Genomic DNA, 24084 nt, shown 5'->3' with positions numbered 1-24084 from the left:
CTGATGATTAACCGTCGGCTGTGAACGGGGTTGCAACGGATTTTTGCGACCGGTTTGCCGGATTGCGCTTGCATCGGCGGCGGTGCCGGTGCTAACCGCGCCGCTCGCCACGAGGTTCGCCAGTCGAACCTGCGGTCGAGCGGGCGTAGCTCAGGGGTAGAGCGCAACCTTGCCAAGGTTGAAGTCGAGGGTTCGAATCCCTTCGCCCGCTCCAGCCGCTGCGCGGCTGGAGCGGCAAGCGCAGCTTGCACCCAGACTCGCGCAAGGCCGGCCGGCGGTTCGGCCGATATCATCGGCCGAACCCGTCCGACGCGCGGGCTTTGCCCGCAACCCGTTTCTACAACAATCCTTCGCAGAGTCGGCGGCTCCGCCGCCGGCTGCGCTGTAACAAACCGCGCGCCGTGCTAAACACCCCACGATGTCCGCCCACGACCACGCCCACCACGACCACCACCACCACGCCCCCCCGGCGGGCGGCTTCGGCCGCGCCTTCGCCATCGGCATCACCATCAACCTCGCCTATGTCGCCATCGAGGCGGCGTACGGCGTCATCACCGGATCGATGGCGCTGCTCGCCGATGCCGGTCACAATCTTTCCGACGTGCTGGGGCTGGCCCTGGCCTGGGGCGGCTTGCACCTGTCGGCGCGGCCGCCGAGTGCGCGCTTCACCTATGGCCTCAAGCGGTCGGGTATCCTCGCCGCGCTGGCCAACGGCATCGTGCTGGTGCTGGCCTGCGGGGCGATCGCGGCGGAGGCCGGCCACCGCCTGCTGGCGCCGCAGCCGGTGCCGGGCGGCACGGTGATGGCGGTGGCGGCGGTGGGGATCGTGATCAACGGCTTTACCGCCTGGCTGTTCGCGCGGGGGCGGAAAGGCGACGTCAATATTCGCGGCGCCTATCTGCACATGCTGGCGGACGCCGGGATTTCGGCGGCGGTGGTGGTGTCGGGCTTTCTGATCCTGCGGACCGGGCTGAACTGGATCGACCCGGCGCTGAGCCTGGTCGTCGTCGCGGTCATCTTGCGCGGCACCTGGGGGCTGCTGCGCGAATCGGTGGCGATGGCACTGGATGCGGTACCCGACGGCATCGAATCGGCCGATGTGGCGGCGTTCCTGAAGGGCCGGCCGGGCGTCGCGACGGTCCACGACCTGCATATCTGGGCGATGGGCACCACCGATACGGCACTGACGGCGCATCTGGTGATGCCCGATGGCCACCCCGGCGATGTGGCGCTGGCGACGCTGGCGCACGACCTGGAGCATCGCTTCGGCATCGGCCATGCGACCATCCAGGTCGAAACCGGGGCGGCCGACTGCGCCCACCTCGCCTGCGCCTGAGCGGGCATTTTTCCGCAAAGTCGCAGGTAGAACGGCGTCGGCCGTGCGTTTATGGCAGCGGGACACGACGCAAGAAGGCGAGTTTTCCCATGCGCATCATCGACCATTACATCGGCGGCCAGTCGGTTTCCGACGGCGCCCGCAGCAGCGATGTCTATGATCCCAATTCGGGCAAGGTGCAGGCCCAGGTCCGGCTGGGCAGCGCCACGACCCTCGATGCGGCGGTGGCGGCGGCCAGGGCGGCGCAGCCGGGCTGGGCGGCGACCAATCCGCAGCGCCGGGCGCGGGTGATGTTCCGCTTCAAGGAGCTGGTCGAGGCCGAGATCGACGATCTGGCGCGCATCCTGTCGTCCGAACACGGCAAGGTGCTGGCCGATTCGAAGGGTGATATCCAGCGGGGGCTGGAGGTCATCGAATTCTGCTGCGGCATACCGCATGTGATGAAGGGTGAGTACACCCATGGCGCCGGCCCCGGCATCGACATCTGGAGCCATCGCCAGCCGCTCGGCATCGGCGCCGGCATCACGCCGTTCAATTTCCCGGCGATGATCCCGATGTGGATGGCCGGCGTCGCCATCGCGACGGGCAACGCCTTCATCCTGAAGCCGTCGGAGCGCGACCCGACGCTGCCGGTGCGGCTGGGCGCATTGTTCAAACAGGCCGGGCTGCCCGATGGCGTGTTCGCGGTGGTCAACGGCGACAAGGAGATGGTCGACGCGATCATCGACAATCCCGACATCGCGGCGATCAGCTTTGTCGGCTCGTCGGACGTGGCGCATTACATCTACAGCCGCGGCACCGCGAACGGGAAGCGGGTGCAGGCGATGGGCGGCGCCAAGAACCATGGCGTGGTGATGCCCGATGCCGACCTCGACGCCGTGGTGCGCGACCTGGCCGGCGCGGCGTTCGGCTCGGCCGGTGAACGCTGCATGGCGCTGCCGGTGGTGGTGCCGGTCGGCGAGGACACCGCCGAGCGGCTGCGCGCCAAGCTGCTGCCGGCGATCGCCAAGCTGCGGCTGGGCGTGTCGACCGATCCCGAAGCGGATTACGGCCCGGTGGTCAGCGCCGCGCACAAGGCGCGGATCGAGGACTATATCCAGATGGGCGTCGACGAAGGCGCCGAGCTGGTCGTCGATGGCCGCGGCTATAGCCTGCAGGGGCATGAGGGCGGCTGGTTCGTCGGGCCGACGCTGTTCGACCATGTGAAGCCAGGCATGAAGTCGTACGAGGAGGAGATTTTCGGCCCCGTGCTGCAGATCGTCCGCGCCGCCGATTTCGAGGAGGCGGTGCGGCTGCCGTCGGCGCACCAGTATGGTAATGGCGTCGCCATATTCACCCGGAACGGCCATGCGGCGCGCGAATTCGCCGCCCGGGTCAATGTCGGCATGGTCGGCATCAACGTGCCGATCCCGGTGCCGGTGGCGTACCACAGCTTCGGCGGCTGGAAGCGCAGCGCCTTTGGCGACATCGGCCAGCATGGCATGGAGGGCGTGCAGTTCTGGACGAAGCGCAAGACGATGACCGGGCGCTGGCCGGATGGCGGCGTGGGGGATGCGGGAAGCGCGTTCGTCATTCCGACGATGGGGTAGAATGGAGCTGATGGGTAGAGGGATTTTCGCATGACCTATGAAACTCTGCTCATCGAGCATCATGACGCCGTCACGCTGGTGCGGCTCAACCGGCCGCAGGCGCTGAACGCGCTCAACAGTCAGACTCTGGCTGACCTGATCGCGGTGTTTGCCGCCTATGATGCCGATCCGGCGCAGCGCTGCCTCGTCCTGACCGGGAGTGAAAAGGCCTTTGCCGCCGGCGCCGACATCAAGGAAATGTCGGAACAGTCGTTCGCCGACATGTACGGCGCGAATTTCTTTGCCGGTTATGAGAAGGTGACCGGCACGCGCAAGCCCTTCATCGCCGCGGTCAATGGCTTTGCGCTGGGCGGCGGTTGCGAGCTCGCCATGATGGCGGATTTCATCATTGCCGGCGACAACGCCAGGTTCGGCCAGCCGGAGATCAAGCTGGCGGTGACGCCGGGCATGGGTGGATCGCAGCGGCTGGTGCGGGCGATCGGCAAGGCCAAGGCCATGGAGATGTGCCTGACCGGGCGGATGATGGACGCCGCCGAGGCGGAGCGGTCGGGGCTGGTGGCGCGGGTGGTGCCGGCGGCGACCCTTGTCGAGGAGGCCCTGAAGACCGCCGCCGCGATTGCGGCAATGGCGCCGCTGGCGGTGCTGGCGGTCAAGGAACAGATCGATGCGGCGTTCGAGATGCCGCTGTCGGCGGGGGTGCGCTTCGAGCGGCGGCTGTTCCATGGGCTGTTCGGCTCTGCCGACCAGAAGGAAGGCATGGCGGCGTTTGTCGCCAAGCGGCCGGGGGTGTGGACGGGGAAGTAGCGCGGTCAGGCGAAGATTACTGTCAACCCGGGCTTGACCCGGGACCCAGTTATCCTTCGCCGGCGCTCAAGGAAAAAACTGGGTCCCGGGTCAAGCCCGGGATGACGAAAAGGAAGCAGGCAATGCCAACGATCGCATTCATCGGGGTCGGCAACATGGGCGGCGGCATGGCCGCCAACCTGGCCAAGGCCGGGCACGCCGTCCGCGCCTTCGACCTCAGCGCCGATGCGGTGGCGCGGGCCGTTGCCAATGGCTGCACTGCCGTCGCCAGCGCTGCGGAGGCTGCGGACGGGGCCGATGCCATCGTCACCATGCTGCCCGCCGGCGCGCACGTCCGCGCCGCCTATGAGGGCGATCTGTTCGCCGCCGCGGCGCCGCACGCCATCCTGATCGATTGTTCGACCATCGACGTCGCCACGGCCAAGTCGGTCGGCGAGGCGGCGGCGCAGCGCGGCCTGGCGATGGTCGATGCGCCGGTGTCGGGCGGCACGGCGGCGGCTGATGGCGGTACGTTGACCTTCATGGTCGGCGGTCCCGATGCGGCGTTCGCGGCCGCCAAGCCGATCCTCGACGCCATGGGCAAGGCGGTCATCCACGCCGGCGGCGCGGGCATGGGCCAGGCCGCCAAGATCTGCAACAACATGATCCTGGGCGCGACGATGGTCGCCACGGCGGAGGCGTTCGTGCTCGCCGAGAAACTGGGCCTCGACGCGCAGACCTTTTTCGACATCTCGTCGAGGGCGAGCGGGCAGTCCTGGTCGATGACCAGCTATTGCCCCGTGCCCGGCCCGGTGCCGACATCCCCGGCCAACCGCGATTACCAGGGGGGGTTCGCCGCGGCACTGATGCTGAAGGACCTGAAACTGGCGGTCGCGGCGGCGACGACGGCGGGTGCCAGCGTGCCGATGGGCGCGCAGGCGGAGGCGCTGTACCAGCTGTTCGCCAACAACGGCGGCGGCGGGCAGGATTTCTCGGCAATCGTGAAGCTGCTGCGTGGGCCCGCAATCGCAGTGACTTGACAGGCGCCGGCGCGCTGCGACGATGATCACGGGGACATGATTTCGGGGGGCCGGTTCTTCTTGTGGTGATTTCGCGCGCGCTGGTGCTGGGCATAGCCGCGTCCGTGGGTTTGCTGCCCGGCAACGCGGCCTTGGCCGCCGAGTTGCCGGTCGCCGCCTATGGGCGACTGCCGTCGGTATCGCACATCGCCCTGGCCGGCGGCGATGTCGAGCTGGTGACGCTGGCGGCGGAGGACCATTGGCTGTCGCGCGGGCCGACACGGGTGCAGATGCTGGAGGCGACGGTGGCGTTCCTGGAGAAGCATAATCCGGCGAAGTAATGCAGCGCCGTCCGCCGGAATCGATGATCGAACAGGAATTGCCGGAAGGCCTGATCGCGTCGCCGTGTCGGCCCTTGCGGAAGACGATAACGCTGCAATAATGAAATTGAACCGGGGGCAATTCGTGATTTTGTCGATAGTGCGTGCGATGTTCGTCTGGCTTGCGGTCAACGGCGCGGTTGCGACCGCGGCGGCTCCGCCGATCGATGCCTTCGGGCAGCTTCCGACCATCGGCGACATTTCGGTCTCGCCGGACGGCAAGCGCTGGGCGGCAATCGTCGGCGCCGCCAGCGGGTCCGAGGTGCAGATCCGCGAACTGGCGACCAACAAGCTGCTGCTGGCCAGCCCGGCACGGGATTACAAGATGCGCGCCCTGCAATGGGCCGACAATGACCGCATCGTGCTGACCATCTCGCAGACGACGAAGATCCGCAGCGAAGATTTCATGTTCGCAAGTCGCAACGAACTTTTCCTGATGCTGATGTACGACCTGAGCACCGGCAGCTGGCGGCGGCTGATGGAGAATATCAAGCTGGCGGGCAACTTCATCGCCGGAGCGCCGAGCATCAGGGTTATCGACGGTCGACCGCAGCTGATTGTCCAAGGCTGGTCGACGACGGGTTCGACGATGAACGCCACGCTGTTCCGCATCGATCCTGCAACCGGGCGCACGACAGTCGCCGAGGTCGGCGTTCCCGGCACCGGTGACTGGATCATCGGCGACGACGGCAAGTCGGTGGCGCGCGCCGATTATGACCGGGTCACCGGCGTCTGGCGGCTGATGGTCCGCCGTGATGGTTTCTGGAAGGAACTGTACCGCGAGACCGCGACGATCGACACGCCCTATCTCGCCGGCGCGGGGCGGACACCCGGCACGATCCTTCTCGGCACGAGCAAGAGCGGCGAATATGAAGTGCACGAAGTGGCGCTCGCCGATGGGGGGTGGTCGCAGCCGCTCGGCAGGGCCTTTGGCGACGGTCTTGTACGCGATCGCGTCGGGCAGCAGCCGATCGGCGTCGTCGATGAAGGGTTGGGCCAGGTCAGCTATGAATTTTTCAATCCCGACGATCAGAAGCTGTGGCGATCGATCAGTCGCAGCTTCAAGGACGAGCTCGTCCAGCTCGTCGACTGGAGCAGCGACCGCAGTATCGTCGTGGTGGAGGTGTTCGGGCCGACGTCCGGCGATGCGATCTATGTGATCGATCGCAAGGCCAAGACCGCCGGGCTGCTGAGCCAGCGCTATGCCCGGGTCGAACCCCGCGATTTCGGCACGGTGCAGACGCTGACCTACAAGGCTGCCGACGGCACCGCCATCCCGGCCTATCTGACTTTGCCGCCGGGCCGGACACCCAGGCAGCTGCCGCTGATCGCGCTGCCGCATGGTGGGCCGGCATCGCATGACAGCCCGGGGTTCGACTGGTGGGCACAGGCGCTGGCGAGCCGCGGCTATGCCGTCTTGCAGCCCCAGTTCCGCGGCTCGACCGGATACGGCGCCAGTTTCCGCGCTGCCGGCTTTGGCCAATGGGGCCGCAAGATGCAGAGCGATGTCTCGGACGGCGTCCGCCACCTGGCCGGGCTGGGCACCATCGACCCGAAGCGTGTCTGCATCGTCGGCGCCAGCTATGGCGGCTATGCGGCGCTGGCCGGCGTTACGGTCGAACAGAATGTCTATCGCTGTGCGTCTTCGATCGCCGGCGTATCCGACCTGCGGCGCATGCTGAAGCGCGAAACCAGCGATGCCGGCAATTCGCGAAATCCGACCGTCCGTTACTGGCAGCGCTTCATGGGGGCGAGGTCGGTCGACGATGCCAGCATCGACGCCTGGTCGCCGGCGCGGCTGGCGGGAAAGGTCGACGTACCGTTGCAGTTGATCCACGGCAAGGACGATACCGTCGTGCCGATGGAGCAGAGCAATTTCATGGCGAGCGCCATGAAGGCCGCGGGCAAGCCTGTCGACATGGTGGTGCTGCCGTCCGAAGATCACTGGTTGTCGCGCCCGGCAACGCGGATCGCCATGCTGGACGCGCTGACGGCGTTCCTTGAAAAGCATAATCCGCCCGATCCGGCGGCGGCCGTGGCCGTGCTGGAACCGACCAGTCCGGTGAAATAGCCGCAGGGATTGGCGTTTTCGCGCGGCGCGGGCTAAGCCGCGCGCAATCATGACGAAGCCGCTGACCCTCGCCCTGCCCAAGGGCCGTATCCTGAAGGAGGCGTTGCCGTTGCTGGCGCGCATCGGGATCGTGCCGGAGCCGGATTTTTCGGACGACAGTTCGCGCAAGCTGATGTTCGAGACGAGCCGGGCGGATGTGCGGATCATCCGGGTGCGGTCGTTCGATGCGGCGACCTTCGTGGCGTTCGGCGCGGCGGAGATCGGCATTGCCGGCAACGACGTGCTGATGGAGTTCGCCTTTTCGGAGCTGTACGCGCCGGTCGACCTCGGCATCGGCCATTGCCGGCTGTCGGTGGCGCAGCCCGCGGCGCTGGTGGAGGACATCCGCACGCTCAGCCATGTCCGCGTCGCCACCAAATACCCCGGCATCACCCGCCGGCATTTCGCCGCGCAGGGCATCCAGGCGGAGGTCATCAAGCTGAATGGTGCGATGGAGCTGGCGCCGATCTGCGGGCTGGCCGGGCGGATCGTCGACCTGGTGTCGACGGGCAAGACGCTGGCCGAGAACGGCCTGATCGAGACCGATGTCATCGCCCAGGTGTCGTCACGGCTGATCGTCAATCGCGCCGCGTTCAAGACGCATCCGGCGGTGGTGCCGCTGGTCGATGCCATTCGCTCATTGGTCGAGAATGTCGATGCCGCAGCGGCTTGATGCCGGCGATCCGGGGTTCGGGGCGGCGTTTGCGGCGCTGGTCGATGCCCGGCGCGACAGCGATGCCGATGTGTCGGCCGATGTTTCGCGCATCATCGCCGATGTGCGGGCGCGCGGCGATGTCGCCGTCGCCGAGCTGACCGCCAAGTTCGACCGGGTCGATCTCGATGCCGCGGGCTGGGAAATTCCGCTGGCCGAGCTCGATGCTGCCGTGGCCGGACTGGCGCCGGAGTTGCGCGCCGCGCTCGATCTTGCCGCCACGCGCATCCGCGATTTCCATCTGCGCCAGCGGCCGACCGACAACGATGCCACCGATGCCGCCGGCGTGCGCACCGGCGTGCGCTGGAGCGCGGTCGAGGCCGCCGGGCTGTACGTGCCGGGCGGGCGCGCCGCCTATCCGTCATCGGTGCTGATGAATGCGATTCCGGCGGTCGTCGCCGGGGTCGAGCGGCTGGTGATGGTGACGCCGACGCCGGGCGGTGCCGCCAATCCGCTGGTGCTGGCGGCGGCGCGGCTGGCCGGCGTGACCCGCGTATTCCGCATCGGCGGCGCCCAGGCGGTGGCGGCGCTGGCGCTGGGCACGGCGCGTATCCCCCGCGTCGATGTCATCACCGGCCCCGGCAACGCCTGGGTCGCGGAGGCCAAGCGCCAGCTGTACGGCGTCGTCGGCATCGACATGATCGCCGGGCCGTCGGAGGTCGTCATCGTCAGCGACGGCAAGTCGAACCCCGACTGGATCGCCGCCGACCTGCTGGCCCAGGCCGAGCATGACCCGGTAGCGCAGTCGATCCTGCTGACGACCAGCGCCGCCGAGGCCGATGCGGTGGCGGCGGCGGTCGAGCGACAGCTGGCGACGCTGGTCACCGGGAAAGTGGCGCGGCAAAGCTGGCAGGATTTCGGCGTCATCGTCGTGCTGCCCGATCTCGACGCCGCGCTGCCGTTGCTCGATGCGCTGGCGGCCGAGCATGTCGAGCTGATGATCGATGATCCGAACGCGCTGTTCGCCCGCATGCGCCACGCCGGGTCGGTGTTCCTGGGGCGCCACACGCCGGAAGCGGCGGGCGATTATCTCGCCGGGCCGAATCACGTATTGCCGACCGGGCGCCGGGCGCGCTTTGCCTCTGGGCTCAGCGTTGTGGATTTCATGAAACGGACAACGTTTCTCGATTGCGGGCCGCAGGGCCTGGCGGCGATCGGCCCGGCGGGGGCGGCGATCGCCGATGTCGAGGGACTGGCGGCGCATGCCGCGTCGATCCGCATGCGATTGGAGACGGAATGAACGCCCAGGCGATGCGGAAACTGCGGCAGGTCCACCTGTATATCGGCGTGTTCTTTGCGCCGGCGATCCTGTTCTTCGCGATTTCGGGGGGCCTGCAGGCCTTCCGGTTGCAGCAGGCGAGCGGCTGGGATGGCGCACCGCCGCCGGTGTGGATGGCGTGGATGGCCAGCGTCCATATCGACCAGGCCAAGCTGGAGCCGGAAGCCGAGAAGCCTGCGGCCAAGCCCAAGCCGCCGGTCGATCCGGTGGTTGCGGCCGAACGCGCCGCGAAAAAGGCCAGGGCGCTGCCGATGAAGATCTTTACCGCGGCGCTGGCGCTGGCGCTCGGTCTGTCGGCGCTGCTGGGGGCGGCGATCGCGCTCAACATGCGGTCGACGCGGCGGGTGGCGGTGGTGATGCTGATCGCCGGCACGCTGGCGCCGATCCTGCTGCTGCGCTGAACCCGCGGGCGGCTGGGGCGTTGCGAGGGGATGGACCCGCGCAAGCCCTATCGGCCGATCGGCGAGAACCCCGACCCTGCGGGCGGCGATCCGGAACCCGAGGATCTGCGGCCGCTGCCGCGTAGCGAGGATGATGATCCGGCGCACGACAGCAGTGCGGCGCCGGATGATTGAGGGGTTTTGGCGGTCAGTCATCCCGGCGAAGGCCGGGACCCATAAACCACGATTTTGCCTGCGCGAGCGCCAGCCACGGAGAACTTGTGGTTCATGGGTCCCGGCCTGCGCCGGGATGACAGTTAAGCGTCATAGACCGCACGCTCGAACGCCGACAGCGTCGCCAGGGCGGCCGGGTCGGCGAAAGGGAGGAGCTGCATCAGCAGTACCGCGGCAACGTCGCTGGCCGGGTCGATCCAGAAATAGGTATTGCAGATGCCGGCCCAGGCGCAGCTGCCGGCGGCGCGGCCGTCGCCGCCGGGCTCGGGGTTGATCAGGAACCCGAGGCCCCAGCCGGCGCGCATTTCCGGGAACCATTCGACCCGCGCGCTGAGCGCCGGCATCGTGGTTTCCATGACGCCGGCGCGCAAGGTGCCGATCTGGTTGCGCATCATCTCGGCGACCGTCGCGGCCTGCAGGATGGTGACGCCATCGAGGCTGCCGCCGTTCAGCAGCATGCGGACAAAGCGCATATAGTCGCTCGCGGTGCCGAGCATGCCGCCACCGCCGGAAATGAACTCGCCGGCGCCGCCGCCGATGTTGATCGGGAAGGGCACCAGGCCGCCGTCCTCGCCGCGCGCCATGTTGCCGGACAGCCGGGCCTTGTCGGCCTTTTCGAGGTGGAAATGCGTGTCGGCCATGCCGAGCGGCCCGGTGACATGGTCGGCGATATAGGCGTCCAGCCGCTGGCCGCTCGCCGCCTCCACCGCCAGCCCGGCCCAATCGGTGCTGATGCCATAGGCCCAGCCGTCGCCGGGATCGAACAGCAGCGGCGAGGCGAGGCTGGCGAGCGTGCCCGGCACCGGCGCCGCGCCGCGGGCCCGCGCCATGTCGGCATGGACGAAATCATAACCGAAGCCCGAGGTGTGGGTGAGCAGGTGGCGGAGCGTGACCGGCCGGGCGGCAGGGCGGGTCGCGACCTTGCCGTCGTCGCCGAAGCCGGTGATGACAAGGGGGTCGGCAAGGCCGGGCACCAGGTCGGCAAGCGGCGCGTCGAGGGCCAGCTTGCCCTGTTCGACCAGCTGCATCGCCGCCACCGACACGATCGCCTTGGTCATCGAGGCGAGCTGGAACACCGTGTCGGGTGTCATCGGCGTGCCGTCGCCGCGATGGCCGATGGCGACGGTCTCGCGCACACCCTGCCGGTCCCCGACCATGGCGACGGCGCCCGGGATGCCGTTGGCGGCGATGGCATCGGCGAGTGCTGCGGCGATTGTCATGATCTTCCCCCTCGGGCCTTTGCGACCCTTTGCGCGCATCATTCCGCCGGACGACGCCAAAGTCGAGTGCGCCCTAGAGCGCCGTCGCCGACAGTTCCGGGAAAACCTTGCCGACCTTGCCGAGCAGATAGTCGCCGTAGCGGCCCATCGGGGCGTGGACGCTGGCGCCGTCCCAGCGGCCATGGTCGGTGCGCGGGGCAAAGCCGGGCAGGGGCTCGACGACGGCATCGAAGGCGGGGTCGAAGAACAGCGGCCAGGACAGGCGCTGCTGCCCCGAGCCGTTGACGACCCGGTGCGGGGTCGATCGCCAGACACCGCCGGTCAGCCGGTCGAGCATGTCGCCGATGTTGACGACCAGCGCGCCCGGGATCGGCGGCGCCGCGAGCCAGCCGCCGGGGGTGCGCACCTCGAGCCCGCCGTGGCGATCCTGGGCGAGGAGGGTGAGGAAACCATAGTCGGTGTGCTCGCCGACGCCGAAGCCGGTTTCGCCCGGCGGGTAGCGGAAGATGCGGAACAGCAGCGTCGGCGAAGCGGTGTAGCGTCGGGCGAAATGGTCGGCCGGCAGGTCCAGCGCCAGCGCCATGCCAGCGGCGAGCGCATGGGCGGCGCGGGCGGCGCCGGCCATCCAGCTTTCGACGGCGGGGCGCAGCGCCGGCACGGTGGCGGGCCAGAGATTGGCGCCGTGCAGCGGCCAGCCGGCGGCGACGCGCGGATCGTCGGGGCCAAGGTCCTCGCCGAGGTAGAGGCCTTCCTTGCCGTCGGGCTGCCCCGAGGTCAGCTCGCCGTGCAGCGGGAACCAGCCGCGCCAGGCGCGGCCGCCATGGCGCATCGCGATGCGGGCCTTGTCGGCGGCGGGCCGGTCGAAGAAATCATGGGCGGCGGCTTCGATCGCCGCAAAGGCGGACGGCGCGATGCCGTGGCCGGTCAGGTAGAAGAAGCCACGGTCGCGGCAGGCGCTGTCGATCGCCGTGGCGACATGGCGGCGGGCGGCGGTGTCGGTGCCGAACAGCGCGGCCATGTCGATGATCGGGAGCGTGTCGGCCATGGCCCAGCGTCGCACGGGCGCCCGGGGAGCGCCAGTTGCCGTCAGCCGCCGATCAGCACCGTCGGGAAGCCCAGCACGATGACGCCGCCATGGGCGGTCTGGTCGCCCATGCGGACGGCGCCGGCGCTGCCGGTCAGCACGGTCATGCTGGCCTTGATGATCGAATCGGGCGGGCCGACACAGACGCACATGTCGCCCATGTGCGACGCCGGCAGGCCGCCGATCAGCACCGTCGGCACGCAGGGGCCGGAGATCGGGCCGCCGACATGGGGCACGGGCCCGGTGAACGCCGGGCAGGCGTGCATGTCGGTGATTCGCGATGCCGGCTGGCCCATCGAAATCGTGCCTCCAGGATAATGTTTCGGTATGCGCATATTCCGGTTTGCATTTCCAAACAAAAGTCGCATCTTGCCGCCGCGCTCGCCACAATGGGCGCGGCGCGGATTCGGGGGCAGATTGTGATCATCGGTGACGATGATGGCGCATCGGTGTTGGCGGCGATCGAATCGGCCGACACGCCCGTCGGCGTGGACGGGCGCGAGGACGAGGGCGCCGCCGGCGAGCTGTTCCGCGAGATCCGGTTCCAGCGCAAATCGATATTCCGGGCCGAACAGCGCGCCGCCATGGGCGAGGACGCGGCCGATTCGGAAAACTGGAGCTGGGACCAGCTCGGCGACACCGCGCGCGAATATCTGGCAAGCTATTCCAAGGATCTGGAGCCGATGGCGATCCTGATCGAGGCCGCGGTGCGGCTCGACGGGCCGCCGGGGCTGGAAGCGGCGATGACGCTGCTCGCCAATCTGGTCGAGACCTATTGGGAACAGGGCCTTTATCCGGTCGAGGACGAGGAGGACGGCATCGAGGCGCGCTTCCAGCCGCTGTCGGGCCTGTCGGGTGGCGGCGGCGACAAGGACGGCACGCTGATCATGGCGCTGCGCCGCATGCCGCTGGGCAGCGACGGCGGCAGCGAATTGCGCTACCTCGACCGGGTCACCGCGGATGCCTTGCTCGGCGGCTCGACATCGGGAACCGCGGAACAGCGCAGCGGCCGCAACCAGGAGGCGCAGGACGCGCTCGACGCCGCCGATGCCACGGCGCGGCGGATTTCGCGGCGCACGCTGCAGGCGACGGCGGACCGGATCGCGGCGTCGGAGGCGGCGTGGCGGCGGACGATCGCCTATGTTTCGGAACGCACCAAGCCGCGCTTTCCATCGGCATCGCGGGTGTCCGACGAGCTGCGCAACATGCGCGAATGGCTCGATTCGCTGATCAAGAAGCTGCCCGAGGACGCCATCGAAGTGGCCGAGGCGGCGGCGGACGCGACGGCGGGCGATGCGCCGGCAGCGGCGGGCGGGGCGACGGGCGCGGGGGCGGCGGGCGGGCCGATGGTGCTTGGCAAGATCACCCGGCGCGACGATGCCCTGCGCGCGATCGCGGCGGCGGCGGATTACTTCGACAGTAACGAACCGCTGTCGCCGCTCGGCTTTGCATTGCGTGAGGTTGACCGCCGGGCGCGAATGAGTCTTGATGCCTTTCTCGAAGAATTGATCCCCGACTCAAGCACGCGCCAGACATTTTACTGGCGATCGGGCATCAAGCCACCGAGTGAAAGTTAAAGCTGGTCGGAAATGAGGTGGGCGGGCTCTTCCCGTCTAGTTGCAAGCGGCGCTGGGGCGCCTGATGGAGAGCGGAAATGGCTGGTTCAGTACATGACAAGCTGAAGCGGGTACGCAAGCCGCGGGTTCACATCACTTATGATGTCGAGACCGAAGGCGCCCAGGAGCTCAAGGAACTGCCGTTCGTCGTCGGTGTGATGGGCGATTTCTCGGGCGATTCGGCGGTGCCGAAGAAGAGCCTGAAGGAGCGCAAGTTCGTCGACCTGAAGAAGGACAAGTTCGACCAGGTCATGGCGCGCATCGAGCCCGCCGTGAAGCTGAAGGTCGAGAACACGCTTGAAAAGAACGGCAAGGAATTCGCCGTCGAGCTGAAGTTCCGCTCGATGGAGGATTTCGAACCCGAGAAGCTCGTCGAACAGATCGAGCCGCTGCGCAAGTTGATGGAAACCCGCAACCAGTTGCGTGACCTGATGGCCAAGGCCGACGGGTCCGAACAGCTGGAAGGCCTGCTGGAGAAGATCCTGCGCGACGAAACCCAGATTGCCAGCCTTCGCGACCAGCTCGGTAGCGACGACAGCCCCAAGGAGTAGTCCCGATGTCCGACAGCCAAGCCCAGGCCGGCGGTGGCGCCGCCACCGTCGCCGCGGAAGCCGAAGTCAGCCTGCTCGACCAGGCGATCAGCGTAACCAAGCAGACCGAGCCGCAGCGTGTCGAACAGCTGATGCGCACCCTCGCGCAGGAAGCGATGAGCGGCACCGTCCAGTTCCAGAAGAACCTGACCGTGACGCTGCGCGACGCGATCGCCAAGATCGACGCGCAGATTTCGGAGCAGCTGGCCGCGGTCATGCACGCCGAGAAGTTCAAGCAGCTGGAAGGCAGCTGGCGCGGCCTCAACTATCTCGTCAAGAACAGCGAGATCGGCGAGGGCCTCAAGATCCAGCTGCTCAACGTCACCAAGAAGGAGCTCGCCGCCGATCTCGCCAAGGCGACCGACTTCGACCAGAGCAATTTCTACAAGAAGGTCTACGAGGAACAGTTCGGGACCGCCGGCGGCGCACCGTTCGGCACGCTCATCGGCGATTTCTACTTCTCCAAGCATCCCGACGACCTCGAACTGCTGACCAACGTGTCGAGCGTGGCCGCGGCCGGGTTCTGCCCGTTCATCTCCGCAGCCGATTCAAAGCTGTTCGGCATGGACAGCTTTACCGAGCTGTCGAACCCGATGGACATGAAGCAGCTGTTCGAGACCGCGGACTACATGAAGTGGAACTCGTTCCGCCAGACCGAGGATTCGCGCTTCGTCACGCTCGTCATGCCCAAGGTGCTGGCGCGGCTGCCCTATGGCGCCGACACCAAGCCGGTCGAGGCCTTTGCCTATGAAGAGGCGCCGTTCGACGCCCAGGGCAATGCCAAGTCGATGAAGCACGACGATTATTGCTGGATGAACGCCGCCTATGCGATGGCCGCCCGGCTGACCGATGCCCATGCCCAATATGGCTGGTGCACGGCGATCCGCGGTGCGGAAGGCGGTGGCAAGGTCACCGACCTGCCGACGCACGTGTTCCAGTCGGACGACGGCGATCTCGATTCGAAATGCCCGACGGAAATCGGCATCACCGACCGCCGCGAAAAGGAGCTGTCCGATCTCGGGTTCCTGCCGCTCTGCCACTACAAGAACACCGACTATTCGGTGTTCTTCGGTGCCCAGACGACACAGAAGCCCAAGAAGTACGACCGGCCCGAAGCGACCGCCAATGCGGCCATTTCGGCACGCCTGCCGTATCTGATGGCGACCAGCCGTTTCGCCCATTATCTGAAGGTGATGGCGCGCGACAAGATCGGGTCGTTCATGGAAGCCAGCGACACCGAAAAGTGGCTGAACCGCTGGATCGGCAACTATGTCAACGCCTCGGAAGGCGCCGGCCAGGAAGCCCGTGCCAAATATCCGCTGCGCGAGGCCCGGATCGAGGTCAAGGAAGTCGAAGGCGCGCCGGGATCCTTTACCGCCGTCGCGCATCTGCGGCCCTGGCTGCAGTTCGAGGAACTGACGACGTCGATGCGCCTCGTCGCGCGCATCCCCAAGGCGAGCTAGGCCCTCGATCGGCCAGCCGGTGCCCGCCGCAGGACGCGTCGACGCGGATGATGATGGCGACAGCGCCGTCATGTTCGCGCCGGCGCGTCCGGCGGCGGCGCCGGCCGCGGCTGTCCCGCCGTTCTTCCCTGAACGCGAGGCGCGGGTGCGGGCCCGTGCGGTGCGCACCATTGCGGCGATCGACCGGCTGCTCTCGGAACAGCTCGATCGCGTCCTCCACGATCCCGCATTCCAGCGGCTCGAGGCATTGTGGCGCGGTGTCGACTGGCTGCTCGACGGCATGGGTGACGATCCCAAGGTCAAGCTGAGGATCTTCGACGCGCGCTGGGGCGAGATGACGCGCGATCTCGAACGCGCGCTCAGTTTCGACCAGACCGTGCTGTTCGAACGCATCTACAGCGACGAATTCGGAACGCCGGGCGGCGAACCGTTCGGCATGGTCATCGTCGATCACCAGATCTGGCACCGGACCGGCGGCCGCACCGACGACATCGCCGCACTGGCCTCGCTCGCCGAAGTCGCCGCCGCCGCCTTTTGCCCCGTGATCCTGGGGGTCGACCCGCGGATGATCGGTCTCGACGGCTTCGACGAGATCGACCTGCGGCAGGATATTTCCGGCACGATGACCGGCGCCGAATATGCGCGCTGGGACCGGCTGCGCAGCCAGTCCGATTGCCGGTTCCTGGGGGCGGTGGTGCCCCGGCTGCTGGCCCGCAACCTGTATCGGGGCCGCGACCTGCCGCGCCTGGGCTTTGTCTATGACGAGCAGGTCGGCGCCGCGCGGGACCTGCTGTGGATGAACGGCGGCCTCGGCCTGGCCCAGGTCGCGGCGCGGGCGATGCGCATCCACCGCTGGCCGGCGGGCATCCGCGGCGCCATTGCCGCCGGCGATGGCGGGGTGATCGAAGGCCCGGTGCGGCATTTCCTGCCCAGCGACCATCACCGCGTCGTCGCGCGCTTTGCCGTCGAGAATGCCATTTCGGAGGAACAGGAGGTGGCGCTGAATGCCGCCGGGCTGATGGCCATCCGGCAATTGCACCTGACCGGCGCGGTCGCCTTCCTCAACCTGCCGAGCCTGCACCGGCCGCCCGACCACGACAGCGAGGCGGCACGGATGAATGCCAAGATGAGCGCGATGCTCAACTACATCATGTGCGTCTGCCGTTTCGCCCATTATGTGAAGGTGATGGCGCGCGACTGGGTGGGCAAGTACACCGATGCCAACCAGTGCCAGCGGCTGTTGCAGGACTGGCTGAACGGCTATGTCACCGGCAGCGACGATGCCTCGCCGGAAACCCGGCTGAAATATCCGTTGCGCCAGGCCCGGGTGCTGGTCAGCGAGGTGCCCGGCAAGCCCGGCACCTATGGCTGCGAGATCGCCATCCGGCCGCATTACCAGCTCGACCAGATCGCATCGGAATTCCGGCTGACGACGGTCCTTGGCCGCGAAACCGGCAGCTGACCCCATGTCCCAGATCCCGCTCACCATCTTCGATCGCCTGCTCGACGATAATCCCGACCTGGCGCAGGAGCCGTACGAAAGCGAGGAGCGCGCGCTGGTCCGCTACAAGCTGGGGCTGCGCCGCGACCTCGAAGGCCTGCTCAACAGCAAGCGGCCGTTTTCGGCCTGGATGGGCGCGCACGACGGCATCGGCGACACCATCGTCGGCTTCGGCCTGCCCGATCTGAGTACCGAGGATTTCGGCACCGCGGCGGTGCGCGAACGCATCCGGCGGATGATCGCCGCCTGCATCCGGACGCACGAGACGCGATTGAGCAAGGTCGAGGTCGACGTCGACGGCGCGCCGACATCGACGGGCGTGCGGTTCCGCATCACCGCGGTGCTCAATGTCGATCATATCGACGAGACCGTCACCTATGACGCCAAGCTGCGGCCGAGCGACCGCGCCATCGCGGTCGAGCTGGGTTAGCCCCTGAAATGATCGAAGACCTCATCGAATATTATCAGCGCGAGCTGAATTTCCTGCGCGGCGGCGCCGGCGCCTTTTCCGACGCCTATCCCAAGATCGCGTCGCGGCTGCGGCTGACGCGGGAGGCGGTCGAGGACCCGCACATCGGCCGGCTGATCGAGGCGGTGGCGTTCATGAATGCCAGGCTGCGCCACAAGATCGACGATGAATTTCCCGAGCTTTCCGACGCGCTGCTGCTGACGCTGTACCCGCACCTCGTCCAGCCGGTGCCGTCGTTCATGGTGGCGCGCATCGATGCCGCGCCCGATCTCGACAAGCCGGTGACGATCCCGCGCGGCACCATGCTGCTGACCGAGACGGTCAACGGCGAGCCGTGCCGCTATCGCACCTGCTGGGACACCACGCTGCTGCCGCTGCGCATCAAGGCGGCGGCGATGGGCGGCCCGCCGCTCGATGCGCCGGCGCTGGGGCTGGCGGGGGCCAAGGGCGTGCTGCGGCTGTCGCTGGCGACGAGCAAGCCCGACATCGACCTTGCCGGCCTCGGCATCGACCGGCTGCGGCTGTACATCAAGAGCGACGCGCGCCGGGCCCAGATCCTGGTCGAACAGTTCGGCGCCAATCTGATCGGCATCGGCGTCGGCACCGGGCCGGCCGATCCGCGCGCCGTGCTGCTGCCGGTTTCGGCGTTGCGGCTGATGGGGCTGGAGCCCGACGAGCTGCTGCTGCCGCAGGGCGAGATCGCCAGCACCGCCTATGCCGCGGTGCAGGAACATTTCGCCTATCCGCAGAAGCATCTGTTCATCGAAGTTTCGGGCCTGGCGGCGCGGACGCTCGACATCACCGGCGACCAGCTCGACCTGTTCTTCTACTTCGACCGCCTGTCACCCGACCTGGAGCGTGTCGTCCGCGGCGATGATTTCGAGCTGTTCGCCTGCCCGGCGATCAACCTGTTCGAGATGGAGGCGGAGCCGATCCAGATCGACCACAGCAGCATCGAATATCGCATCATCCCCGACAGCCGCCGCGAGGACGGGCTGGAGGTGCATTCGGTGCTGGCGGTGACGTTGCAGGACGGATCGGGGGAACGGCTGTCGGCGCCGCCGCTGCATGCCGTCGACCATGGCTCGGCGCGGATGGGGCGGATGTTCCACGCGACGACGCGGCGATCGAGCTTCGGGCCCGGCGGCGGCGACGATGTATTCCTGTCGATCGCCGATCTCGACGGCCGGCTGCTGAAGGACGATGCCACCGTCGCCGGCACCCGCATCCTCGTCACCAATCGCGACCTGCCGGTGCGGCTGCCGTTCGGCGGCGGCCGTCCGACGCTGCAACTGGCCGAAACCATGCCCGGCGTCGGCGGTGCGGCCGCGGTCACCAAGCCGACGCCGACGCGCCGGCCGGCCCGCCAGCGGGCGGCGGTGTGGAAGCTGCTGGGGCAATTGTCGCTCAATCACCTGAGCCTCGCCGGCGGCCCGCGCGGCGGCGCGGCGCTGCGCGAGGTGCTGGCGCTGTATGATGTCGCCGACAGTGCCGAATCGGGATCACTCCGGGAACGCCTGGTGTCGGTCAGCGCCACGCCGGGGGTCGCGCGCATGCGGCTGCGCGGCCATACCGCGATGTGCGCCGGCATCGATGTCAGCCTGGAAATCGACGACGAGCGGCTGTCGGGATCGGGGGCATTCCTGATGTGCACGGTGATCGAGCGCTTTCTGGCCACCGCCTGTGCGCTCAACAGCTTCGTGCGCGTCAGTGCGCGGCTGCGGCGCGAACAAGGGGCCTGGAAGACCTGGACGCCGCGGGTCGGCGATCGGCCGCTGATCTGATGGCGCCATCATGGGCCTGATCGACACGCTGCGCGCCCGGGTCGGGGCGGTGGCGTTCCCGCAGCTGGTGCGCATCGGCGAGCAGCTGGCGCAGCAGCGCGGCCCCGGGCCGGTGGAGGTCGGCGGTGACGTGCCGCCGGGCGAGGAAGCGGTGCATTTCACCGCATCGGACCGCATGTCGCTGGTCGCCAGCGACATCGCCGAGATCGGTGCGGCCGTCGGCGGGGGGCCGCTGCCGGTCACCACCAACCTGCTTGGCCTGGCGGGCGCCACGCCGGCGCTGCCGCCATTCTACAGCGAGGTGCAGCTGCAGCGGCGCCGGCTGCGCGACCGCTCGCTGGCCAGTTTCACCAACATCTTCGATCATCGCGCGCTGTCGTTCTTCTATCGCATTTTCCGCAAGTACAACTGGGTCGTTTCGGCGGAACGCAGCGCCGGATCGGGCGACGATCCGATCAGCCGGGCGGTGCTGGCGCTCGCCGGATTTGCGACGCCGTCGAGCCGCAACCGGCTGGGCATCGACGATGCCGTGCTGGCGCCATTGGCAGCGCAGCTCGGCGACCAGCGGCGCAGCGCGGCGGCGGTCGAGACGGTGTTGCACGCGCTGACCGGGTTCGACCTGCAGGTGCTGCAGGCCGAACCGGTATGGCTGGCGATCCCATTGTCCGAGCAGACGCGGCTCGGCAGCCCGGCGATGCGGCGATTTTCGCAGCTCGGCAGCAGCAGCGATGCGCCGGAACTCGGCAGCCTGGACGCCGCCATCATCGGCGCCGCGGTGCTCGACGTGCAGCACCATTATGTCGTGGCGATGGGGCCACTGAGCCATTCCGAGCTGGTCAGTTTCTGCCGCGATGACGGCCCGGCGCGGACGGTGGGGGAAGCGTGCCTGATCGCCGCCGGCCTGGAGCACCAGCCGATCCTGCGCCTCAGCATCGATGCCGGCGATATCCCGCCGCTGCAGCTGGGCAGCGCCGCCACGCCGGCGCTGCTGGCCCGCACGGCCTGGCTGGGCAGTCCGGGCGGTGCCGGAACGATCATGGCGGATTGCGAGATCCCGATCGACCGCAGCCAGATCGCTGCGGGATTTTAACATTGTGAGTAACCGCAAGGTGCGTTAAACATTGTAGAGGCATTGGGGCGAATCGTCGCTGTCCTTACTTGGACAACGGCTTTTGTTTCTTTGCCGTTGCGGGACCCGAGATAGCACGGGGGAGGCGAATAGCCTCCTGTCGATGTGCAGGGCGCCTGCGGGGGCGATCGGGGGACGGGCGTGGCGCAGATTAATCTGAAAAGCCTTGTCGCGAAGCTGGACGACACTTGTCGTTCGACTCTGGAAGGCGCTGCCGGCCTGGCGCTGTCGCGCACCAATTACGATGTCGAGATCGAACATTGGCTGCTGCGGCTGATCGATCGGCAGACATCCGATGTCGCGGTCATCCTGAGCCATTTCGAAGTCGATGCCGGGCGGTTGACGCAGGACATCAATCGCCAGATCGACCGGTTCAAGACCGGCAATGGTCGCGCCCCGGCGCTGGCCCCCAACATCGTCAAGCTGATCCGCGAAGCCTGGCTGCTGGCCTCGCTGGAGGATGGCGCATCCATGGTCCGATCGGGCCATCTGCTGCTGGCGCTGCTGACCGCCGACGACCTGGCCATCCTGGCGCGCGAGGCGAGCACCCATTTCGCCAGGATCCCGGTCGAGACCCTGCGCACGACGATGACGCAGATTGCCTCGCGGTCGGAGGAGGCCCGCGCCGCGGCCGATGCCGCGCCCGCGCCGGGCGGCGGTGGCGGCGGCGCCCCCGCAGCGGCCGGCGGTGCGCCGGCGGCGCGCGGCCAGGAAGCGCTCAACAAATACACAATCGACCTGACGGCGCAGGCCAAGGCCGGCAAGATCGACCCGATTTTCGGCCGTGATCCGGAAATCCGCCAGATCGTCGACATCCTGACGCGGCGCCGGCAGAACAACCCGATCCTGACCGGCGAGGCAGGGGTCGGCAAGACCGCGGTTGCGGAAGGGTTCGCGCTGCGCATCGTCCAGGGCGACGTGCCCGAGGCGCTGAAGAACGTCCGCCTGCTGTCGCTCGATCTTGGCCTGCTGCAGGCCGGTGCCGGCATCAAGGGTGAATTCGAGAACCGGCTAAAATCGGTCATCGACGAGGTCAAGGGCTCGGCGACGCCGATCATCGTGTTCATCGACGAGGCGCACACGCTGATCGGTGCCGGCGGCGCCGAAGGGCAGAACGACGCCGCCAACCTGCTGAAGCCGGCGCTGGCGCGCGGCGAGATGCGGACGATCGCGGCGACGACCTGGGCCGAGTACAAGAAGTATTTCGAGAAGGACCCGGCGCTGACCCGCCGCTTCCAGGTCGTCAAGGTCGAGGAGCCGCCCGAGGCGCTGGCCGTGGCGATGCTGCGCGGGCTCGTGCCGGTGCTCGAAAAGCATCACAATGTCCGCATCCTCGGCGAGGCGCTGGAGGCGGCCGCCGGGCTGTCACATCGCTATATTTCCGGGCGGCAACTGCCCGACAAGGCGATCTCGCTGCTCGATACCGCCTGCGCGCGGGTCGGCATCAGCCAGGCGGCGACGCCGCCGGCGGTGGAGAATCTGGAACGGCAGCTGGGCCTGCTGGCGTCGGAAGTCACGATGCTGGAGCGCGAGGGCCGTTCGGGCGTCGATGTGGCCGCCAAGCTGGCGGCGGGTGCCGAGCGCAAGGCCGCGCTGGAGGTCGAGCGCGCCGAATTGACCGAGCGCTGGACGATCGAGCGCGACGCGGTCAAGGCGGTCGCCGAGGCGCGGGTCGCGATCGACGCACTGCCCAAGGATTCGCCCGATGCGGAGGCGCTTACCGCGACGCTGCGCGCGGCGCAGGCCCGGGTTGCCGAGGTCCAGGGCCCGACGCCGATGGTCTATGACGTCGTCGACAGCAAGGTCGTCGCCGAGGTGCTGTCGGGCTGGACCGGCATTCCGGCCGGCAACATGGCGAGTGACGAGATCCGCGCCGTGATGGCGGTCAACGAGCGGCTGGGCAATCGCATCAAGGGCCAGCCCTATGCGCTCGACATCATCGGCCAGACGGTGCGCACCGCCCGCGCCGGCCTTGCCGATCCGCGCAAGCCGCTGGGTGTGTTCCTTTTCTGCGGCACGTCGGGCGTCGGCAAGACCGAGACCGCGCTGGCGCTGGCCGAGCTGCTGTACGGTGGCGAGCAGAACGTCACCACGATCAACATGAGCGAGTTCAAGGAGGAGCATAAGGTCTCCACCCTCGTCGGCGCCGCGCCGGGCTATGTCGGCTATGGCGAAGGCGGCGTGCTGACCGAGGCGGTGCGGCGCAAGCCCTATTCGGTGATCCTGCTCGACGAGATGGAAAAGGCCCATCCCGGCGTCCAGGACGTATTCTACCAGGTGTTCGACAAGGGCATGCTGAAGGACGGCCAGGGCCGCGACATCGATTTCAAGAACACGCTGATCATCATGACGTCGAACGCCGGCACCGAAAAGATCGAGGAATTGTGCCGCGGCAAGAAGAAGCTTCCCGATCCGGAAGAACTCGCCAAGGCGCTGCGGCCGTCGCTGCTCAAATATTTCAAGCCGGCGTTCCTGGGGCGGCTGGTCACCGTGCCCTATTTCCCGCTGCCACCGGAGATCCTGCGCGAGATCGTCGTCATCAGCCTGGTGCGCATCCGCAAGCGCGTCGAGGCCAATTACGGCGCTTCGTTCACCTGGGACGACAGCCTGCTCGACAAGCTGGTGGCCCGCTGCACCGAAGTCGAAAGCGGTGCGCGCAATATCGAGAACATCCTGAAGCGCGGCTTGCTCGCCGACCTGGCGGAGCGACTATTGGCCCTGCGCGCCGACGGCAACGAGGTGACCGCGGTCAAGGTCACGGCCGGCAAGACTGCCGATTACGAAATCGAGCTGGCATGAAGCGGGCCAGCGCGGGTGGACGGCGGGTCGACCGGGTCCATTAAAAGCAGCTTCGTTGCGGCGACATGGGGTCGTCAACGGTGAAAAGAGGAGAGTCACGTGGCAATCTACATGGAACTGGACAAGATCAAGGGCAGCTCGACCGACGACAAGTTCAAGGACATGATCGAGCTGAACAGCTTTCAATGGGGCGCCGGCATCGGCGTCGGCAGCCCGCGCGGCGGCGATCGCACGACGTCGGAGCCGAGCGTTTCGGAAATCACCGTGACCAAGCAGCTCGACAAGTCGTCGGAGCTGCTGTTCAAGCAGCTGCTGATGGGCGAGACCATTGCCAAGGGCAAGATCAACTTCGTCGTCGCCTCCAAGGGCGAATCGGTCGCCTATGCGGTGCTCGAGCTCGAAAAGGTCATCATTTCGGGCTTCAGCCAGTCGTCGGGCGGTGATTTCCCGAGCGAGTCGATTTCGCTGAACTTCTCGAAGTTCGACTGGATGTTCACCGGCCGCGACGGCGAACAGGCCGGTACCGCGACCCACCTGATCTACGATCTTGCCGCCAACAAGGTCGGCTGATCACGTCGACATGGTAGCCGGGGCAGGCGTGTCCTGC

22 protein-coding genes and 1 tRNA gene are annotated in these 24084 nt (G+C 67.7%); 20 read left to right on the top strand and 3 right to left on the bottom strand.

Going from position 1 to position 24084, the window contains the following annotated elements; all coding sequences use genetic code 11:
* The first annotated feature begins 139 nt into the window (after nucleotides 1–139).
* The 11 genes from ACP7AI_RS08455 (at nucleotide 140) to ACP7AI_RS08405 (ending at nucleotide 9783) form a co-directional block, all read left to right on the top strand.
* A tRNA-Gly gene (locus ACP7AI_RS08455) sits at nucleotides 140–214 on the top strand.
* A 204-nt stretch (nucleotides 215–418) separates the two neighbouring features.
* A complete protein-coding gene (locus ACP7AI_RS08450; protein ID WP_426166110.1) occupies nucleotides 419–1336 on the top strand; it encodes a cation diffusion facilitator family transporter in 918 nt (305 codons plus the stop codon).
* Nucleotides 1337–1425: 89 nt separating this feature from the next.
* A complete protein-coding gene (locus ACP7AI_RS08445) occupies nucleotides 1426–2925 on the top strand; it encodes a CoA-acylating methylmalonate-semialdehyde dehydrogenase (RefSeq protein ID WP_426166107.1) in 1500 nt (499 codons plus the stop codon).
* Nucleotides 2926–2955: 30 nt separating this feature from the next.
* The gene (locus ACP7AI_RS08440) at nucleotides 2956–3729 is read left to right on the top strand and encodes an enoyl-CoA hydratase-related protein (RefSeq protein ID WP_426166104.1); all 774 of its coding nucleotides are present in this window, start codon (nucleotides 2956–2958) and stop codon (nucleotides 3727–3729) included.
* A gap of 101 nt (nucleotides 3730–3830) precedes the next feature.
* Nucleotides 3831–4748, top strand: coding sequence for a 3-hydroxyisobutyrate dehydrogenase (gene mmsB / locus ACP7AI_RS08435; RefSeq protein WP_426166102.1), 918 nt, complete (start codon nucleotides 3831–3833; stop codon nucleotides 4746–4748).
* 104 nt (nucleotides 4749–4852) lie between these two features.
* A complete protein-coding gene (locus ACP7AI_RS08430; RefSeq protein WP_426166099.1) occupies nucleotides 4853–5068 on the top strand; it encodes a hypothetical protein in 216 nt (71 codons plus the stop codon).
* A 148-nt stretch (nucleotides 5069–5216) separates the two neighbouring features.
* Nucleotides 5217–7178 carry an alpha/beta hydrolase family protein gene (locus ACP7AI_RS08425; RefSeq protein WP_426166096.1) on the top strand — a complete coding sequence of 654 codons (1962 nt, stop codon included), beginning with the start codon at nucleotides 5217–5219 and terminating at the stop codon, nucleotides 7176–7178.
* Nucleotides 7179–7227: 49 nt separating this feature from the next.
* Nucleotides 7228–7890 carry an ATP phosphoribosyltransferase gene (gene hisG, locus ACP7AI_RS08420; RefSeq protein ID WP_426166094.1) on the top strand — a complete coding sequence of 221 codons (663 nt, stop codon included), beginning with the start codon at nucleotides 7228–7230 and terminating at the stop codon, nucleotides 7888–7890.
* On the top strand, nucleotides 7874–9169 hold the full coding sequence (gene hisD, locus ACP7AI_RS08415; RefSeq protein WP_426166092.1) for a histidinol dehydrogenase: 1296 nt from the start codon (nucleotides 7874–7876) through the stop codon (nucleotides 9167–9169). Before hisG ends, hisD begins: the two co-directional genes overlap by 17 nt.
* A complete protein-coding gene (locus ACP7AI_RS08410; RefSeq protein ID WP_426166089.1) occupies nucleotides 9166–9609 on the top strand; it encodes a hypothetical protein in 444 nt (147 codons plus the stop codon). Before hisD ends, ACP7AI_RS08410 begins: the two co-directional genes overlap by 4 nt.
* Nucleotides 9610–9639: 30 nt before the next feature.
* On the top strand, nucleotides 9640–9783 hold the full coding sequence (locus tag ACP7AI_RS08405) for a hypothetical protein (RefSeq protein ID WP_426166087.1): 144 nt from the start codon (nucleotides 9640–9642) through the stop codon (nucleotides 9781–9783).
* Between the two features lie 122 nt (nucleotides 9784–9905).
* Here ACP7AI_RS08405 and ACP7AI_RS08400 read toward each other — a convergent pair whose 3' ends face one another.
* The 3 genes from ACP7AI_RS08400 to ACP7AI_RS08390 form a co-directional block, all read right to left on the bottom strand.
* On the bottom strand, nucleotides 9906–11042 hold the full coding sequence (locus ACP7AI_RS08400; RefSeq protein ID WP_426166085.1) for a serine hydrolase domain-containing protein: 1137 nt from the start codon (nucleotides 11040–11042) through the stop codon (nucleotides 9906–9908).
* A gap of 73 nt (nucleotides 11043–11115) precedes the next feature.
* On the bottom strand, nucleotides 11116–12087 hold the full coding sequence (locus ACP7AI_RS08395; RefSeq protein WP_426166083.1) for an isopenicillin N synthase family dioxygenase: 972 nt from the start codon (nucleotides 12085–12087) through the stop codon (nucleotides 11116–11118).
* A gap of 41 nt (nucleotides 12088–12128) precedes the next feature.
* A complete protein-coding gene (locus tag ACP7AI_RS08390) occupies nucleotides 12129–12422 on the bottom strand; it encodes a PAAR domain-containing protein (protein ID WP_426166080.1) in 294 nt (97 codons plus the stop codon).
* A 123-nt stretch (nucleotides 12423–12545) separates the two neighbouring features.
* Here ACP7AI_RS08390 and tssA point away from each other — a divergent pair, with 123 nt between their 5' ends.
* From tssA to ACP7AI_RS08345, 9 genes are all read left to right on the top strand, one after another.
* A complete protein-coding gene (gene tssA, locus ACP7AI_RS08385; RefSeq protein WP_426166077.1) occupies nucleotides 12546–13703 on the top strand; it encodes a type VI secretion system protein TssA in 1158 nt (385 codons plus the stop codon).
* A gap of 77 nt (nucleotides 13704–13780) precedes the next feature.
* Nucleotides 13781–14293 (top strand): type VI secretion system contractile sheath small subunit, encoded by a 513-nt coding sequence (tssB, locus tag ACP7AI_RS08380; RefSeq protein ID WP_426166075.1) that lies wholly within the window; start codon nucleotides 13781–13783, stop codon nucleotides 14291–14293.
* Nucleotides 14294–14298: 5 nt separating this feature from the next.
* The gene (gene tssC / locus ACP7AI_RS08375) at nucleotides 14299–15795 is read left to right on the top strand and encodes a type VI secretion system contractile sheath large subunit (RefSeq protein WP_426166072.1); all 1497 of its coding nucleotides are present in this window, start codon (nucleotides 14299–14301) and stop codon (nucleotides 15793–15795) included.
* A 19-nt stretch (nucleotides 15796–15814) separates the two neighbouring features.
* On the top strand, nucleotides 15815–17257 hold the full coding sequence (gene tssC / locus ACP7AI_RS08370; protein WP_426166070.1) for a type VI secretion system contractile sheath large subunit: 1443 nt from the start codon (nucleotides 15815–15817) through the stop codon (nucleotides 17255–17257).
* A gap of 4 nt (nucleotides 17258–17261) precedes the next feature.
* Nucleotides 17262–17726, top strand: coding sequence for a type VI secretion system baseplate subunit TssE (gene tssE, locus ACP7AI_RS08365; RefSeq protein WP_426166067.1), 465 nt, complete (start codon nucleotides 17262–17264; stop codon nucleotides 17724–17726).
* A gap of 8 nt (nucleotides 17727–17734) precedes the next feature.
* Nucleotides 17735–19549, top strand: coding sequence for a type VI secretion system baseplate subunit TssF (gene tssF, locus ACP7AI_RS08360; protein ID WP_426166064.1), 1815 nt, complete (start codon nucleotides 17735–17737; stop codon nucleotides 19547–19549).
* 10 nt (nucleotides 19550–19559) lie between these two features.
* Nucleotides 19560–20639 (top strand): type VI secretion system baseplate subunit TssG, encoded by a 1080-nt coding sequence (gene tssG / locus ACP7AI_RS08355; RefSeq protein WP_426166061.1) that lies wholly within the window; start codon nucleotides 19560–19562, stop codon nucleotides 20637–20639.
* Between the two features lie 180 nt (nucleotides 20640–20819).
* Entirely contained in the window at nucleotides 20820–23477 is a 2658-nt protein-coding gene (tssH, locus tag ACP7AI_RS08350; RefSeq protein ID WP_426166058.1) for a type VI secretion system ATPase TssH, read from the top strand.
* 99 nt (nucleotides 23478–23576) lie between these two features.
* On the top strand, nucleotides 23577–24047 hold the full coding sequence (locus ACP7AI_RS08345) for an Hcp family type VI secretion system effector (RefSeq protein ID WP_426166055.1): 471 nt from the start codon (nucleotides 23577–23579) through the stop codon (nucleotides 24045–24047).
* Nucleotides 24048–24084 lie beyond the last annotated feature (37 nt).

Origin of the sequence: Sandarakinorhabdus sp. DWP1-3-1, from assembly GCF_049896705.1 — a bacterium.
Taxonomy (GTDB): Bacteria; Pseudomonadota; Alphaproteobacteria; order Sphingomonadales; family Sphingomonadaceae; genus Sandarakinorhabdus.
Note: the sequence above shows the minus strand (reverse complement) of the source record. Positions and strands in the feature narration are given on the sequence as shown.

What these genes read in the sequence shown, in the direction of transcription:
- ACP7AI_RS08450 (WP_426166110.1), top strand. Translation starts at nt 419, where the DNA reads ATGTCCGCCCACGACCACGCCCACCACGACCACCACCACCACGCCCCC.
- ACP7AI_RS08445 (WP_426166107.1), top strand. Translation starts at nt 1,426, where the DNA reads ATGCGCATCATCGACCATTACATCGGCGGCCAGTCGGTTTCCGACGGC.
- ACP7AI_RS08440 (WP_426166104.1), top strand. Translation starts at nt 2,956, where the DNA reads ATGACCTATGAAACTCTGCTCATCGAGCATCATGACGCCGTCACGCTG.
- mmsB (WP_426166102.1), top strand. Translation starts at nt 3,831, where the DNA reads ATGACGAAAAGGAAGCAGGCAATGCCAACGATCGCATTCATCGGGGTC.
- ACP7AI_RS08425 (WP_426166096.1), top strand. Translation starts at nt 5,217, where the DNA reads ATGTTCGTCTGGCTTGCGGTCAACGGCGCGGTTGCGACCGCGGCGGCT.
- hisG (WP_426166094.1), top strand. Translation starts at nt 7,228, where the DNA reads ATGACGAAGCCGCTGACCCTCGCCCTGCCCAAGGGCCGTATCCTGAAG.
- hisD (WP_426166092.1), top strand. Translation starts at nt 7,874, where the DNA reads ATGCCGCAGCGGCTTGATGCCGGCGATCCGGGGTTCGGGGCGGCGTTT.
- ACP7AI_RS08410 (WP_426166089.1), top strand. Translation starts at nt 9,166, where the DNA reads ATGAACGCCCAGGCGATGCGGAAACTGCGGCAGGTCCACCTGTATATC.
- ACP7AI_RS08405 (WP_426166087.1), top strand. Translation starts at nt 9,640, where the DNA reads ATGGACCCGCGCAAGCCCTATCGGCCGATCGGCGAGAACCCCGACCCT.
- ACP7AI_RS08400 (WP_426166085.1), bottom strand. Translation starts at nt 11,042, where the DNA reads ATGACAATCGCCGCAGCACTCGCCGATGCCATCGCCGCCAACGGCATC.
- ACP7AI_RS08395 (WP_426166083.1), bottom strand. Translation starts at nt 12,087, where the DNA reads ATGGCCGACACGCTCCCGATCATCGACATGGCCGCGCTGTTCGGCACC.
- ACP7AI_RS08390 (WP_426166080.1), bottom strand. Translation starts at nt 12,422, where the DNA reads ATGGGCCAGCCGGCATCGCGAATCACCGACATGCACGCCTGCCCGGCG.
- tssB (WP_426166075.1), top strand. Translation starts at nt 13,781, where the DNA reads ATGGCTGGTTCAGTACATGACAAGCTGAAGCGGGTACGCAAGCCGCGG.
- tssC (WP_426166072.1), top strand. Translation starts at nt 14,299, where the DNA reads ATGTCCGACAGCCAAGCCCAGGCCGGCGGTGGCGCCGCCACCGTCGCC.
- tssE (WP_426166067.1), top strand. Translation starts at nt 17,262, where the DNA reads ATGTCCCAGATCCCGCTCACCATCTTCGATCGCCTGCTCGACGATAAT.
- tssF (WP_426166064.1), top strand. Translation starts at nt 17,735, where the DNA reads ATGATCGAAGACCTCATCGAATATTATCAGCGCGAGCTGAATTTCCTG.
- tssG (WP_426166061.1), top strand. Translation starts at nt 19,560, where the DNA reads ATGGGCCTGATCGACACGCTGCGCGCCCGGGTCGGGGCGGTGGCGTTC.